The sequence below is a fragment of the Clostridium sp. UBA1056 genome (assembly GCA_002316385.1).
Lineage (GTDB): Bacteria > Bacillota > Clostridia > Clostridiales > Clostridiaceae > Clostridium_J.
The window spans coordinates 15,332-32,353 of sequence record DCDL01000039.1 but is presented as its reverse complement, the minus strand read 5'-3'; the positions used below and the strand labels follow the sequence as shown (position 1 = coordinate 32,353).

11 protein-coding genes are annotated in these 17,022 nt (G+C 30.7%); all 11 read left to right on the top strand.

Translation table 11 applies throughout. From position 1 onward, the window contains the following. The first annotated feature begins 34 nt into the window (after positions 1-34). The 11 genes from B3W71_RS10350 (at position 35) to B3W71_RS10300 (ending at position 16,915) form a co-directional block, all read left to right on the top strand. The gene (locus B3W71_RS10350; protein WP_346888889.1) at positions 35-1,747 is read left to right on the top strand and encodes an FAD-dependent oxidoreductase; all 1,713 of its coding nucleotides are present in this window, start codon (positions 35-37) and stop codon (positions 1,745-1,747) included. After that, the gene (locus B3W71_RS10345) at positions 1,740-3,005 is read left to right on the top strand and encodes an NAD(P)/FAD-dependent oxidoreductase (RefSeq protein ID WP_346888856.1); all 1,266 of its coding nucleotides are present in this window, start codon (positions 1,740-1,742) and stop codon (positions 3,003-3,005) included. Before B3W71_RS10350 ends, B3W71_RS10345 begins: the two co-directional genes overlap by 8 nt. Next, positions 3,005-3,355, top strand: a complete 351-nt coding sequence (locus tag B3W71_RS10340) for a DUF1667 domain-containing protein (protein WP_346888855.1) — start codon at positions 3,005-3,007, stop codon at positions 3,353-3,355. Before B3W71_RS10345 ends, B3W71_RS10340 begins: the two co-directional genes overlap by 1 nt. 13 nt (positions 3,356-3,368) lie before the next feature. Continuing rightward, on the top strand, positions 3,369-4,904 hold the full coding sequence (locus B3W71_RS10335) for an FGGY-family carbohydrate kinase (RefSeq protein ID WP_346888854.1): 1,536 nt from the start codon (positions 3,369-3,371) through the stop codon (positions 4,902-4,904). A 133-nt stretch (positions 4,905-5,037) separates the two neighbouring features. After that, positions 5,038-6,777, top strand: a complete 1,740-nt coding sequence (locus B3W71_RS10330; protein WP_346888853.1) for an FAD-binding oxidoreductase — start codon at positions 5,038-5,040, stop codon at positions 6,775-6,777. Positions 6,778-7,269: 492 nt separating this feature from the next. Then, a complete protein-coding gene (locus B3W71_RS10325) occupies positions 7,270-9,807 on the top strand; it encodes a GH39 family glycosyl hydrolase (RefSeq protein WP_346888852.1) in 2,538 nt (845 codons plus the stop codon). 284 nt (positions 9,808-10,091) lie between these two features. Then, entirely contained in the window at positions 10,092-11,024 is a 933-nt protein-coding gene (locus B3W71_RS10320) for an alpha/beta hydrolase (RefSeq protein ID WP_346888851.1), read from the top strand. A gap of 224 nt (positions 11,025-11,248) precedes the next feature. Continuing rightward, the gene (locus B3W71_RS10315; RefSeq protein WP_346888850.1) at positions 11,249-12,121 is read left to right on the top strand and encodes a phosphatase PAP2 family protein; all 873 of its coding nucleotides are present in this window, start codon (positions 11,249-11,251) and stop codon (positions 12,119-12,121) included. Between the two features lies 1 nt (position 12,122). After that, positions 12,123-13,886: a glycoside hydrolase family 3 protein gene (locus B3W71_RS10310; RefSeq protein WP_346888849.1), complete on the top strand. Its 1,764-nt coding sequence runs from the start codon at positions 12,123-12,125 to the stop codon at positions 13,884-13,886. Beyond that, on the top strand, positions 13,877-14,530 hold the full coding sequence (pgmB, locus tag B3W71_RS10305; RefSeq protein ID WP_346888848.1) for a beta-phosphoglucomutase: 654 nt from the start codon (positions 13,877-13,879) through the stop codon (positions 14,528-14,530). The genes B3W71_RS10310 and pgmB overlap by 10 nt, the downstream gene beginning before the upstream one ends. A gap of 132 nt (positions 14,531-14,662) precedes the next feature. Then, the gene (locus B3W71_RS10300) at positions 14,663-16,915 is read left to right on the top strand and encodes a glycoside hydrolase family 3 protein (RefSeq protein WP_346888847.1); all 2,253 of its coding nucleotides are present in this window, start codon (positions 14,663-14,665) and stop codon (positions 16,913-16,915) included. Positions 16,916-17,022 lie beyond the last annotated feature (107 nt).

Sequence of the window (17,022 nt, the reverse complement as noted above, 5' to 3'; positions counted from 1 at the left end):
GTTGACTGACAAAGAAGGTGAGATAGTGCAGTTGATGAACAAGCTTAAAAAGAAATTATATAAGCAGTTTGGGAAGGATATTAGTGTAACAGAAAAAGATAATATTATAACATTAAGTGGGAGTTTAAATAGCTGGGATGATGTTGTCAGTGCAGGACGTATATGTGCTAATAGAAAGAGCGTAAAGTATGTTGTTAACAATATTACTTGTAGTAATATCAAGTCTGTGCCTATGAAAATTCCATCATTGAAGGATGATGTTCTTCATGAAAAGAATTTTGATGTTGTTGTAATTGGAGCTGGAATTGTTGGGTGTGCTATTGCTAGAGAATTAAGCAAATGGAATTTAAGTATTTTATTAGTTGAGAAAGAGCATGATGTTGCACTTCATGCCTCAAGTAGAAATGATGGAATGATACATCCAGGTATAGATTTAAAAATTGGACAGGTAAAACATAAGTATAATGCACTGGGAAATAAAATGTATGATGAAATCTGTAGAGAACTAGATGTACCGTTTAAAAGAACTGGACAATATCTAGGGTTTACAAATAAGTTTATGAAATATATCTTACCTTTAGCTCCAAGGTACTGGAGGAGAATGGATGTATCTTGTAGTTATGTGAGCAAAGAGGAATTACTAAAAAGAGAGCCTAATTTAAATAAAAATATTAGTTGTGGACTTTTCTTTAAAAGTGCAGGAATTGTTTGCCCTTATGGTTTAACTATTGCTTATGCTGAAAACGCAGTTGATAATGGAGTGAAATTAAGCCTTGATACTGCTGTACTTGATATGAAAGTTGAAGATGGAGTTATTAAAAGCATAATTACCAATCGTGGTACAGTTTATCCTAAGATTGCAATAAATGCAGCTGGTGTATTTAGTGAAGATATTGCAAAAATGGCAAAGGACCACTTTTTTTCAATACATCCTAGAAAAGGAACAAACTCTATTTTAGATAAAAAAGCAGCTTTTCAAGTAAATACTATTGCTTCTTTAATGGGAACTGTAGATACACAGAAAACAAAATCTAAAGGTGGAGGAGTAGTAAGCACCATAGATGGTAATTTATTAGTGGGACCAGATGCTATAGAAACTTATGATAAAGAAGATTTTTCAACTAATGCAGAAAGTATTAAAAGAGTATTTGAAAGGCAAAAGGAAATTTCTCCATTATTAAGTACATCTGATATAATAACCTATTTTACTGGTGTTAGAGCCGCTACATATGAAGAGGATTTTATAATAAAAAAAGGACACTTTACTAAAAATATTGTACATGCAGCAGGTATACAATCACCTGGTTTAACTGCAGCTCCTGCAATTGCTGTAGATGTAGCTGAAATGACAGTTGATTTACTTTCAAAGGATAATAATATTGAAAAAAACAAGAGCTTTAATCCTTATCGAAAGAGGATAGTAAGAACTTCTGAACTTGATATAGATGAACGAAATAAGCTAATAAATGATAATCCTGATTACGGTGTGATTATTTGTCGTTGTGAAGAGATAAGTAAAGGAGAAATAATAGAGTCATTACGTAGGTCTGTATTTTGTAACACTTTAGATGGAGTAAAAAGACGTGTAAGACCAGGGATGGGACGTTGTCAAGGTGGTTTTTGCAGCCCATTGGTAGCACAAATTATTGCTGAAGAAAAAGGAACAGAATTAAAAGATGTTCTTAAAAATGGGGAAGAAAGTAAGATTGTTTATTGTAGCACAAAGGAGGCTATAGAGAATGAATGATGTTGAAAGATTTGATGTTGCAGTTATTGGTGGAGGACCAGCAGGACTTGCAGCTGCACTTTCAGCAGAGAGTGAAGGTGCAAAGGTAATATTAATAGAACGTGAAAATCGTCTTGGTGGAATATTAAAGCAATGTATTCATGATGGATTTGGTCTAGTACGATTTAAGAAGAAAATGGCTGGACCTGAATATGCAGAAAAATTTATAGAAGAAGTTAAAAAAAGTGCTATACAAATAGAATTATTAACCTTTGCAATTAATATTAAGAAAGAAATGGGATTAATTTACCTTACTTTAGTAAGCAGAAGTGGTATCCGTGAGATTATAGCAAAAAGTCTTGTATTAAGCACTGGTTGTCGTGAACGTACAGCGAAACAGATTGGAATACATGGTACAAGACCTTCTGGTATTTTTACAGCAGGAACTGCACAGTATTATACAAATATTTTAGGACAGCTACCTACTAAACGTTGCATTATTCTTGGAAGTGGTGATATTGGATTAATTATGGCTCGTAGATTAACTCTTGAAGGGGCAGAGGTTCTAGGTGTATATGAAGCTAAATCTACACCAAGTGGACTTATGCGTAATATTTCGCAGTGTTTAAATGATTTTAATATTCCACTTTACACAAGTCATACAGTAACAAGAGTATTTGGAGAGCGAAGATTAACTTCTGTGGAAATTGCGAAGGTAGATGAAAATATGAAACCTATAAAAGGAACTGAAGAAATAATAGAATGTGATAGCTTAATTTTATCAGTTGGACTTATTCCTGAAAATGAGCTAGCTGAAAGCTTAAATATTCCTTTAGATATAAGAACAAAAGGACCTATAGCTGACCAAAACTATATGACAATGGAAGAGGGAATTTTTATATGTGGTAATGCTATGCATGTAAATGACCTTGTAGATTATGTATCAGAAAGTGGTGAATCAGCAGGAAAGGCCGCAGCTAATTATTGTATAAGTAATCGTATTATGGCTAAAGTTAATGCAGATTACAATTTTTTATATACTATACCACAAAGAGTTGATATTAATAAAACTTCAGATAAGACAGTTATATTTTTCCGTTCAAGTAAAGAGAGAGGTGAGACTGTTTTAATTTTAACAGTTGATGATAAAGAGATTTTTAGTAAGAAATATAGAAGTTTACGTCCTCCTGAGATGGAACGTATAGTAGTAAATTTTAATAAATTCAAAATACATGAAAATAGTAATATTCAGCTTTCACTAAGAGAGGTGCATAAATAATGGAGATGATATGTATTGTTTGTCCAATGGGATGTAAGCTTTCTGTAGAAATGCAAGGAGAAGATATCATTGTGAAGGGAAATAATTGTAAACGTGGGGAAGAGTTTGCAAAAAGTGAAATAATAAACCCAGTACGTACCTTAACAACTACAGTAAAAACTATTTTCAAGGAAATGCCACTTTTACCAGTGCGTACTGATGGAGAAATTCCAAAGGGAAAAGTATTTGATGCTATGAAAGTATTAAATAAGGTAGTTATAGATTATGAAGTTAACGGTGGAGATGTTATTCTTGAAAATATAATAGGGAGTGGCTGTAATGTAATTGCAACAAATAGTATTAATAAATGAAGGGAGAAATAATATGCCTACACCGCTGGTATTAACCTTTGATATGGGAACACAAAGTGCAAGGGCTATGCTTGTAGACCCCAATGGGAATATTGTTATGAAGTCACAAAAGAAATATGAACATCCCTATTATGCAAAAGAACCAGGCTGGGCAGAACAAAGTGCAAATTTCTATTGGGAATCTCTTTGTGAGGTAAGTTTAGCATTAAAAAGTGAATGTGGGGAACTATGGGAGGATATAATTGCAGTAACATGCACAACAATCAGGGATAGTTGCCTTTGTGTAGATAAAAATGGAGAGCCTTTAAGAGATTTAATTTTATGGATAGATAAAAGAGAAACGGTGGATATGGAGCCAATAAAGAGAACGACAAAATTCTTGTTTAATTTAGTTGGAATGGGAGAAGCTGTTGAACTGCAAAGGAGAGTATCTACCTGTAATTGGATAAAAACTTATGAATCTGAAATATGGGATAAAACATATAGATACTTATTATTATCAGGATATTTAAATTATAAACTTACAGGAAAATTTACTGATTCATGTGCAAGTATTATTGGACACATACCTTTTGATAGTAAATCAAGAGGATGGATGAAATCAAATAATATTAAGAGATGTATATTTGATGTAGAGCAGGAAAAATTATGTGACTTAGTTGAACCAGGAGATGTTATTGGTCAAATTTCTTTAGAGGCCAGTGAAGCTACTGGCATTGGAACACATCTTCATTTAATAGCTACAGGGTCAGATAAAGGATGTGAAACACTTGGACTTTCATGCGCAACACCTAATAAAGTAGCTATTAGCTTTGGAACTACTGCAACTATACAGCTTACTACTGATAGATATATGGAGCCATTACCTTTTATTCCTGCTTACCCTGCGGTATTAAAGAATCACTATAATCCAGAGGTTCAGATTTATCGTGGATATTGGCTCATATCTTGGTTTAAAAAAGAGTTTGCAGCAAAAGAAGTGGAAGAAGCAAAACAAAAGGGGATTGACCCTGAAGAGTTATTAAATGAAAGGTTAAAAGAAGTTCCAGCAGGTTGTAATGGACTTATATTTCAGCCATATTTTACTCCAGGTGTAGTAATGCCAAAGGCAAGAGGATCAATTATAGGTTTTTCTGATATCCATACAAGAATACATATATACAGAGCTATAATTGAAGGTTTAAATTTTGCATTATTAGATGGAATGAGAACAATTGAGAGAAGAGGCAAGATTAAAATTAAGAAGATTTTTGTTGCTGGAGGAGGCTCTAGAAGTAAAGAAATATGCCAAATAACAGCTAATATGTTTGGGCTTCCAGTTTGTCGTATTCAAACTCATGAAGCAAGCGGACTTGGAAGTTCTATAGTTGCTTTTGTTTCAAAGGAAGTTTTTTCAGATATAAATGATGCAGTAGAAGCTATGGTCCATATTAAAGATGAATTTATTCCTGATATGAAAGAGCATAAATTATATGAGAAATTATTTAATGAGGTTTATAAAAAGATATTTCCAAAGCTTTTACCTTTATATAATAAAAATCTTACTTAGGCATCTTACAAAAATAAATAAGTCAGAATGNNTATTTTCAGATGCCTTAAATAAATATTCAGTTTAAATAGTTAGGAAATATGAAAAAAATAAAGAGAACTAGTTATTACTATTTAAGAAAGAGGGGGAAGTTATGTCACATCCATATAAAGATTTTGAACCAAAGTGGGTTAATGAAAAATTTAGCAAAACATCTTACCGTTCTATTTTCAAATGGGGAGAACCATCACAGATTAAAGCACCAAAAGAGAGCTTATATAAGATGGTTAAAGAAACCTTTGGATTAGATGATGAATTTTTTAAAGAGTATAAAGAAGATTTGGGTTTTGATGAAGTTAAATATGATATCCCTTGCAAATTAAGTAAGGTACAAATTGATAGATTTAAAGACATAGTAGGTGAAGATTTTGTATGGGCAGATGATTATTCTAGGCTATCTGTAGCTTATGGAAAAACTATGTATGATATTTTACGTCTCCGTAATAAGATTATAGAAAATATTCCAGATGTAGTTATTTATCCTGACACAAAGGAGCAAATTGAAAAGATTGTTGCTTATTGTGTAGAGGAAGAAATCCCTGTTTATGTTTATGGTGGTGGTTCAAGTGTTACTAGAGGTGTTGAATGTACAAGAGGTGGAGTTTCTCTTGACATGAGACTAAGATTTAACAAGGTTATATCATTTAATGAAGTAGATCAAACAATTACTGTTGAAGCAGGGATGAGTGGTCCTAAATTAGAAGAAACATTAAATAATGCTGTTAAGCTTTTTAAAGCAGAAAGACCTTATACATGTGGTCACTTTCCGCAAAGTTTTGAATATTCATCTGTAGGAGGGTGGGTTGTAACAAGAGGAGCAGGACAAAATAGTACTTATTATGGATGTATAAGTGATATTGTGATAGGTCAAGAATATGCAACACCAATAGGCAATATTAAAACAGATTCTTATCCACGTAAAGCTACAGGACCTGATATTGGACAAATTATGATGGGGGGAGAAGGTGCTTTTGGAGTTCTTACCCATGTAACACTAAGAGTATTTCGTCATACTCCAGAGACTATTAAGAGATTTTCATTTATGTTTAAAGATTGGGAAACAGCACAAAAAGCTGCAAGGGAAATGATGCAAAGTGAAGCTGGATTTCCATCAGTATTTCGTTTGTCTGACCCAGAAGAGACTAAGATTATGCTAAGGTTATATGGGGTAGATGAAAGCCCACTAAGACGTTTATTTAATATTAAAGGCTTTAAAGAAGGGGAAATGTGCTTATTCCTTGGATTTACTAATGGTGAACAGGGATTTAGCAAAAATTGTGCAAGGATTGTAAAGAAGGTTGCAAAGAAATATGAAGGGATGAATTTAACAGGGATAGTTACAAAATCATGGGAAAAGGGACGTTTTAATGACCCATATCTACGTGATACTATGCAGGATTTTGGAATTGTTACTGATACTATGGAGTGTAGTGTAAATTGGAGTAACATGTCTCAAGTTCATCGTGATGTAAGAGCTTACTGTAAGAGCAGACCTAACACAATATGTATGACACATATGTCTCATGTCTATCCTCAAGGAGCAAATTTATACTTTATTTTTATTGCAAAGATGAGTGACCCAGAAGAATATAAAGCGTATCATGCAGGTATCCTTGATGCAATTCAAAAAGCAGGAGCATCAATGAGTCATCATCATGGTATTGGAAAAATGTTTGGTCCTTGGTTAGAAGGTTCAGTAGGAAGAAATGAGTATAGTATTTTCCGTGCTTTAAAGAATCATTTTGACCCTGATAATATTATGAATCCAGGAGGAACACTTGGCTTTGATTTATTGGAAGAGGAGAAGAAGTTTTTACGAAGTGATATAAGATAGAAAAATGTTTCTTTTAAATTGCCCCAAAATGTTAGATTTTAAGCTATTTTAAAAATGGAAAGTGTACCAAGGAAGGAAGAATATAATAAAAAGGAATGTACCTTCTAAAAGATAATTCTATATTTTTCATGAATCATCTTTTAGAAGCTGTACAGCCATTTTTATAAAGATCTCCTTAAAGGGTACACTTTTTATTTTAAATTTTTATAAAAGATTCATTTAGAAATCGAAATTTCATACTATAGAAAATATAGCTATTTTATAAAAAAACTGCATAATTTAAGAAGGCTGACAGAGAATTTTTTATAACATAAATTACTAGATGGAATAAAATTAAATATTTGCATTAAATTAATTTTGACCTAAGGAAATAAAACAGTTTAGATAAAGAGCTAATAGACTAAAATGTATAGGTATAGTTAAGTTGCTAAGATTTTGGAACTTTGCTAAAATCAAATTATTATAATATTTAAGTAAGAGGATTATGGATGAATGGAATATAGGTATGAAAACATAGAGCATGATTCAAAGATACCAATTAAAATATTTACTCATACATTAGAGCAATTTCCTTATCATTGGCATGAGGATATGGAGATATTATTTGTTCTAAAGGGAACTATTGAGGTTTTTGTTGATAGAGAAGTTACGTTTTTAAAAGAGGGTGATATTTTTTTAATAAACAGTAATGAAATTCATTACGTAAAGTCAACAAATTATCTAGAAAAATCACAATTATTAGCACTTCAATTTAACAAAGAGTATTTAAATAAATTTAATATAGATTTAAGTCAGGTACAGTTTAAATTAAATTCAAGTCAAGATAATATCAGTAATAAGAATATTTACAATAAAATTAGAGCAATTCTTGCAATGATGATGAATGTAGTTATTAATAACGAAAAGCCATATGAACTTTTAATTAACAGATATTTATTGGACCTTATAATTATTCTTGTAAATAAATTTAGTGTTAGTGAAAGACGTGATTATACTACTATTAAAGCAAGTGAAAATAGATTACATGATATAGTTAAATATATCAATGATAATTATAAAGATAGTGAACTTACAGTTACAAAAATAGCAGGAATTTTTTATTTGAATCCACAGTATGTTTCAAGATATTTTAAAGAAAATATTGGGGTATCAATAAAAGGATTTATAATAAATTTAAGGTTAAATAGGTCATTAAATGATTTAAAAACTACTAGAGATAGGATAATAGATATTGCCCATAGGCATGGATTTCCAGACGAAAAATCATATTATAGAGCTTTTAAAAATTTATTAGGAATAACACCTAATAAATATAGAGAAATCAATAGTATAGAAATAAGTAAAGAAAGTACAATTAATTATTTAAATATTAATAGTAGTGACACATTATCAAATCTTTTTGAATACTTAAAATCATATGATGATATTTTTGAAATTAGAAAAAGTAATTATAATATAGATATAATAAAAAGAGATATAGTAATTAGTAAACTAAAGGATAGTTGGAAGAAAATATTAACTTTCGGGCATGCATCTTATGGCTTAAGAAATGATTTTACTAAACAATTGAAAAGAATACAAAACGAGATTGGATTTGAATATATTAGATTTCATGGGATTTTTTCTGATGAAATGCTTTTATATAATGAGAGCTTAAATGGAGATGTATATTATAATTTTAATCATATTGATAGTCTTATAGATGGATTTTTAGAAAATGGGCTAAAACCATTTATAGAAATAGGGTTTATGCCTAAAAAACTTGCAACCACGGAAAATAAGGTTTTTATGTGGGACTGTTATATTAGTTCACCTAATGATATAGATAAATGGTTAGATATGGTGGATGCCTTTATAAGACATATTTTAAATAGATATGGAGTTCACCAAGTTGAACAATGGTATTTTGAGTTTTGGAATGAACCAAACTTAGAAAAAGTTTTTTGGGATGGAACACGTGAAGAATTTTTTAATTTCTTTATGCTAACCTATAAAAGAATAAAGTCTATTAATAGTAGACTTAAAGTTGGTGGCTTTGGGATTCTAAAGCTGGGAGAACTTAATAGTTGGATTGATGACTTTAAGGACTATTCTAGAAAACACCAATGTTTTTTAGACTTTTTTTCATTTCATGCATATCAGTTAAAGAGTAATGATAGAGAATTTGACATAGATAGTGCTTTTAATGAAGGATTAAAATATATCAAGGATAGTCAGAGAATATATATAGATGATTTAGACCTTGGAAATATAGTTGAAATTGGTAATGAAAGTTATATATCTGAAACTATAAAAGAAATGGTGAAAATGGGTAAAAGTCTAAATACAAATTGTAATGAGTATTGGATTACCGAATGGAATTCTAGTATGGACTGTAGAGATTTAGTCCATGATACATGTTTTATGGCAGCTTTTATAGTTAAAACATGTATTGAAAATAGTAATTTAGTAAATGGAATGGGATTTTGGACTTTTACAGACTTATTTGAAGAATTTAGATTAGAACAGAAGTTGTTTCATGGTGGTTTTGGGTTATTAACCTATAATGGGATAAAAAAAGCAAGCTACCATGCTTATGAGTTTTTAAATAAGTTAGGTGAAGATGTAATATATAAAGATAATGGTTTAATTATTACAAAGAAGTATGATGAATACCAATTATTATTTTATAATTATTGCCATTATAATGATTTATATAGATTATTTGATTATTCTCAGATATCGCAAACAAATAGATATGATGTTTTTAAAGATTCATTTGAAAGAACGTATAATTTATCAATTGATTTAGAAAGAGGCCAATATCAGCTTGATAGATATAGAGTTAATAGACATGAGGGGTCAGCTTTTGATGCTTGGGTTAAAATGGGGGCTCCTAAAGTTTTATCAAAAGATGGTGAAAAATATTTACAAAATGCTGCTGCCTGTGGTTATAAAACATGGATAGAAAATATAGATGATGTATTAAGTATTAAAACGGAAGTTTTACCACATGAAATACAATTAATTATCATTAAAAAATTATATTAACTATATTAAACATATTAAAAAGGGATGTACTAGATAATGTATATTCCTTTTTTATATTTTGTGCAATGTGTAAAGGAATACAAAGTCGTAAATTGGAAGCAATTAAGCTGAAAGTGGAAGGTTTTTATAAAGTGTAAATTTTATAATTTAAGTATATAAATTTTTAAAGTTTATACATTAGATTTATTTACAATCATAGATTATGCTGAAGAATATTAATGAATTTTATTTATTTGAACTTATATATCTTATATATAAAGATTATTTGCAAGGGGGAACAAAAAATGAAATATAATGAAAATTTTTATGAATTTGTTGAAGCAGAAGAGGGTGCAATTGGAGGATATGTAAAAATACCAGCACTTGTAACAAAGCTATGGATAAAAGGAAATGTAAAAAAAATAAGAGCTGCTATGGGGGGAGAAAGTAAAGATATTACTGATGGAAGAATAGGTTTTGAAGATAAAAATATAAAAGGATATAAAGAAGATATAAGAGTAAGAATTTACAAACCAGAAGGTAATGAGAAAAGACCATTAATGGTTTTCATACATGGTGGTGGATGGATTGGAGGCTCCATTGATGCAGTCCATCACTACTGTATGGCAGTAGCAGATAGAGCAAATTCAGTGGTTGTATCAGTTGATTATCATTTAGCTCCTGAAGCACGATTTCCTACAGGACTTGAAGATTGTTATTTAGCAGTAAAGTGGGCTGTTGAGAATAGTGAAGAGTTAAATATTGATACTGATAACGTCACAGTATCTGGAGATAGTGCTGGAGGAAATTATTCAGCAGTAATTTCAATAATGGCTAGAGATAGAAAAAAATTTAAGATACACAGACAAATATTAATATATCCTGCAACTGATTTAACAGAAATGCTGTCTAAGGAAACACAAAAGCAAGAAAGAGCCTTTGGAGAAGCTATGATAGAAATGTATTTGAAGGATAAGAAGAAGGCCTCAGACCAATATGTATCACCTGCTTTATGTAAAGACTTAAAAAATCTTCCGGATGCATTGTTAGTGGTAGGTGATTTAGATTTTCTTCATCAACCAACGTTAGCTTACGCTAAAAAGTTAGATGAGGCTGGAAATAATGTGAGCTTTTCTTTATATAAAAATACGAGACATGCATTTATAGATAATACAGGAAATTGTAAACAAGCTGAAGATTTTGTAAATGAGGTTGCAGAATTTATTAATTCTAAATAATTAATTAAGTGTACGATAATTTTAATTTGGTATATAAAATATTTAAAGAAATCTGTTAAGCTGCTATGAAAAAATAACTTGATTTTTCATAGAACTAATATCTCTTTAAAAATTATATAAGCTTAGGCATTTTATTTCTTGCAAACTTATTGTATTTTCTAAGATTGACAAGGGTATTGCTCATATAGCTTAACAGATGGACTTAAAGTTTAGGGGGAATAACCATGCTATTAAATAAAAAATTTTTAGTAAGGTCATTAATGGTTTTATTTGTATTACTAGGAATATTAGCATATGGTCAAATTGATTATACAATATCAAATACAATTATAAATAAGCACTCTATATGGGCTGAGTTTTTTAATATGTTTGGAGAAGTACCAGCAATGTTTGGATTATTACTAGGAACAACGATACTTTATGGACTTAGAAATAAAGAAGTTTTGTGGAAAAATATATTGTTCTCAATAATTGGATTATTATTCATGTTTCAATCTTCATTTATGATTTGTTTTATGCCAATTAAGTATATTTTCGAGTTTTCCAAAGGTGGAGTACCACAAGGTTTTAAAATATTAAGTTTTGTATTAGCAGCAATAGTGTTTATAAGTAGTGTTGTTATTGTAAATAGAATTTCACAGGAAAAATTGAGAAGATTTAAGAAGATTGCTATCGTTTTTATATTATTAGTTGTTTTAGAAATTCTTATCGTTAACATACTTAAGGTTGTATGGGGAAGACCCCGTATGAGATCAATAGAAAGTATAGAGCAGTTTAAACATTGGTATCAAATAAGTGGACCAACTGCCAATAATGAATTTATGTCATTTCCATCAGGGCATACTGCAAATGGATTTGTAATATTAGCATACTCAATGTTTTTACCATACTTTAAGAAGATTAAACCTAATTTGTTTATATCTTTTGCTTTAACTTGGGGTGGCTTAGTTGCATTAAGTAGGGTTGTGCTTGGTGCACATTTCCTTAGCGATGTATTAGTAGGAGGATATATAACAATCTTAGTATTCTATACACTTAATCATATTTTTATAAAAGATAAAATAGTGGGAGATTTAGCAGAAAGGAAAGGAGAGTAATATGAGTGTAGATTTAAGTAAAAAGCCATTTTATTTAAACAAGGATCAAATAAAGTGGGTAAATGATACAAAAAGTAAAATGACTATAGAAGAGAAGATAGGTCAACTATTTTTTATGATGGTAGCAGATACAAAAAAGGAAACTCTTGAAGTAATTTCAAAGATAAAACCAGGTGGTGTTATGCTAAGACCAATGAAAGCTAATGCCGTGGTGAAAGCACATAGGAAGCTACAAGAAGATGCTAAAATACCGTTATTTTTAGCTGCTAACCTAGAGGCTGGTGCTAATGGTTTAGCTGAAGAAGGTACAGAGATAGGAAATGAAATGTTAGTAGCTGCTACAAATAATATTGATAATGCATTTAAGTTAGGTGAAGCCTGTATAAAGGAAGTAAAGGCTCTTGGTGGAAATATGGCTTTTGCACCAATTTTAGATATAAACTTTAACTGGGAAAACCCTATTGCCAATATAAGATGTTTTGGAGATAAGGTAGACTTAGTTTCCCAAATGGGTCAAGCATATACTAATGGTGTTCAAAAACATGGTGGTAGTGTAACTCTTAAGCATTTCCCAGGAGATGGAGTAGATGGACGTGATCAACATGTTATTAAAACAGTAAATAGTTTATCTTATGAAGATTGGATGAGTACTTTTGGGAAAGTATACAGAGAAAATATAGATAATGGAGCAACAGGGGTTATGGTAGGTCATATTGCTTTCCCTGGATATTATGATGAGAATAATGTAACTGATGAAGATAGATTAACTCCAGGGAGTTTATCTAAAAATTTATTAACTGGTTTATTAAGAGGAGAGCTTGGCTTCAATGGACTTATTATGACGGATGCAACTTTAATGACAGGTTTTGGGGCCCATGGAAGAAGAGAAGATTTAGTACCTATGAGTATAGCAAATGGTAATGATATGTTCTTGTTCACTAAATCAGCTTTAGAGGATTATAACTTTATGTTAAATGGTTATAAAAAGGGAATTATTACTGATGAAAGATTAAATGATGCATTAGATCGTATTTTAGGGATTAAAGCGCATCAAAAATTAAATACAAATGATAATTTAGTTCCAGGTGAAGTAGATAAAATTGGTGCATCAGAGCATAAAGCATGGGCTAGAAAAATAGCTGATGAGGGAATAACATTAGTACAAGACAATCAAGGACTATTGCCACTTAATAAGAATAAAATAAAGAAGATTGGTATTATTCCATTAGGTTGGGATAATGATTTATTTTCTTTACTTGCAAGTTCAAAATCACTTCCACTTGTAGTTAGATTAGCTCTAAAATGTAAGAAGCCTGCACCTAAGAAGTACCAAAAGTTTATGGAAAAGATGAGTAGAGAAGGATTTATCTTTGAAGAGATTGATCATACAGATCTTTTATTAGGAATGAAGCAAATATCTCAAAGTATAGAGGAGTTTAAAGGTAAATATGATTTATTAATATATTTCTTAAATAAGTCAACAAAATCTAATCAGACAAACTTAAGAATTGAATATAAGTCATTTGGGGGCTTTGACTCACCATGGTTTATACATGAAGTTCCAACCATGATGATATCTGTTGCAAATCCATATCATCAATATGATTTAGATAATGTAGAAACAGTTATAAATACTTATTCCTCAACGGAAGAGGTATTAGATTCATTAGTAGATAAATTAGTTGGTAGAAGCAAATTTAAAGGACAAAGTCCTGTAAAATTAGAATTCAAACCATTTGTAGGAGATATTTCAGCATGGAAATAAAGGCAGTTTTATTTGATTTAGACGGAGTAATAGCAGACACAGCAAAATTTCACTTTATAGCATGGAAAAGTATAGCTAAAGAAGAGGGTATTGATATTGATGAAGAGTTTAATGAGCAACTTAAGGGAGTAGATAGAGTTTTATCTTTTGATAGAATCCTAGCTCATGGTAATATTACATCTTTAACAGAAGATGAGAAAGAATATTATAGAACAAAGAAAAATAATCTATATAAAGAGTTATTAAAAGACCTTACACCACAAGATGTATTACCTGGTATATTAGCTTTATTTAATGAGTTAATAGATAATAATATTAAAATAGCTATTGCATCTATTTCACAAAATGCACCATATATTTTAGAAAAGTTAAACTTATTAGATAAAATAGATTGTATTGCAGATCCAAGAACAGTAAAGCATTCAAAACCAGCACCAGATATATTTTTAAAGGCAGCTGAACTTGCAGGAGTGGATATAAAGAATTGTGTTGCTATTGAGGATGCCCAAGCTGGTATAGAAGCCATAAACAGAGCAGGAATTTTTTCAGTAGGTGTAGGGAATTTAGTAGATGCGGATTTGTTAGTAGACTCTACAAGTAAATTAAATTTAGATAGTATTAAAGAGAGTTTTAAAAAACAGTAATACATTATTAAAAATGCATGTAGAATATCACATGCATTTTTAATTAACATAATTATTGAGTACGATTTTAAAGTATATTATTTGAATGTAAGTTATGAATAATAAAGTAACAAAGAAATAGGAGAGATAATAGTGAGTAATTGGAAAGAAATTAAGAAGGATGGATATAACATAATAATAAATGACGGTGGACAAAACATAGCTTATGATCCTAATTCAGGTATTAAAATAATAGAAAAAGATGGGTTTGCTTTTAAAAATTTAAGTAAAAGTGGTAAGCTAGAGAGGTATGAGGATTGGAGATTATCAGTTGATGAAAGAGCTAAAGATTTAGCATCAAAGTTAAGTATTAAAGAAATAGCTGGACTAATGCTTTATAGTGCTCATCAAGCTGTTTCTTCAGGAGATGATCCATTTTCTAAGATGTTTGCAGGAACATATGATGGTAAAAAGCTAGAAGAAAGTGATGCTGACATAAGTGATTTGACAGATGAGCAGAAAGAATTTTTAATAAATGATAATCTAAGACATGTACTATTAACAGTAGTAGATAGCGGAGAAGTTTCAGCAAAGTGGAATAACAATATACAAGCTTTAGCTGAAAAGTTGGGGTTTGGAATACCAGTAAATATTAGTACGGACCCTAGACATGGTGCAAGTGCGGATAGTGAGTTCAATGCAGGAGCTGGTGGAGAAATTTCAAAATGGCCGGAATCACTTGGGTTAGCAGCTACCTTCGACCCGGAGGTAGTTAGAAGGTTTGGTGAAATTGCAGCAAAAGAATATAGAGCTTTAGGCATAGCAACAGCTTTATCTCCACAAGTAGATATTGCTACTGACCCAAGATGGATGAGATTCTTTGGAACTTTTGGAGAAGATCCAGCTTTATCTACTGATATGGCTGAAGCTTATTGTGATGGATTCCAAACTTCAAGTGAAGAATATGAAATAAAAGATGGTTGGGGATACGAAAGTGTAAATGCTATGGTTAAGCACTGGCCAGGTGGTGGTAGTGGCGAAGGTGGTAGAGATGCCCACTATGCTTATGGGAAATATGCAGTATACCCAGGAAATAATTTTGATGAGCATTTAAAACCTTTCACAGAAGGAGCATTTAAGTTGAAAGGAAAAATAAAAACTGCTTCTGCTATAATGCCATATTATACAATATCTTATAATCAAGATAAAAAGAATAATGAGAATGTAGGTAATTCTTATAACAAATATATAATAAATGATTTGCTAAGAGAAAAATATCAATATGATGGAGTTGTATGCACAGATTGGCTGATAACTAAAGATAATCATGTATTAGATGCTTTTATATCAGGTAAATGCTGGGGAGTTGAAGGGCTTTCAGAAGAGGAAAGACATTATAAAGCATTAATTGCTGGTGTGGATCAATTTGGAGGAAATAATGAAGCACAACCTATAATTGAAGCTTATAAAATGGGAGTAAAAGAATATGGCGAAGAATTTATGCGTAGTAGATTTGAAAAGTCTGCTGTGAGATTGTTGCGTAACATATTTAGAGTAGGTTTATTTGAAAATCCATACCTTGATATAGAAGAAACAAAGAAAATAGTTGGAAATGCTCAATATATGAAAGAAAGCTATGAAACACAACTAAAATCCATTGTTATGTTAAAGAATAGAAATAACGTATTACCTATCAAAGAAAGAAAAACAGTATATATACCAAAAAGAAGAGTTAAGGAATCTAAAGATTGGTTTGGAAATGTGATACCTGTTCATGAGAAATATCCTATAAATAGAGAGATAGTAGAAAAATATTATAATATAACAGAGAATGTAGAGAAGGCAGATTTTGCTTTAGTATTTATAGAATCACCTAAAACTGTTGGTTATACAGCTGAAGAGGGATATTTACCAATTAGTTTACAATATAAACCATATACTGCTATAAATTCAAGAGAAGCAAGTATTGCAGGTGGAGATCCATTAGAAGAGGCTACTAATAGAGCATATAGAGGTAAAACAAATTATGCAAGCAATGAAGCAGATTTAGATATAGTACTAGAAACAAAAAAAGCTATGGGAGATAAGCCTGTAATAGTATCTTTAAATATGAGTAATCCTACAGTCGTAGAGGAATTTGAAAGGTATGTAGATGGAATTATAGTTGAATTTGGAGTACAAACTCAAGCAATAATTGATATTGTTAGTGGAGGTGTAAATCCAAGTGGACTATTACCATTCCAAATGCCAGCGAATATGGACACTGTAGAAAGTCAATATGAAGATATACCACATGATATGGAATGTTATAAAGATGAATTAAAGAATGTATATGATTTTGCATATGGACTTAATTTTGAAGGTATTATAAACGACGCTAGAGTTAAAAAGTATAAAATTAAATAGCTTAAATTAAAATAAACAACATCCTAGGGGAAAGAAATTTAATTTATTTCACTTAGGATGTTATTTACAATTCAATAAAAAACTTAAATTTGTAGTGTTGGCTTTAA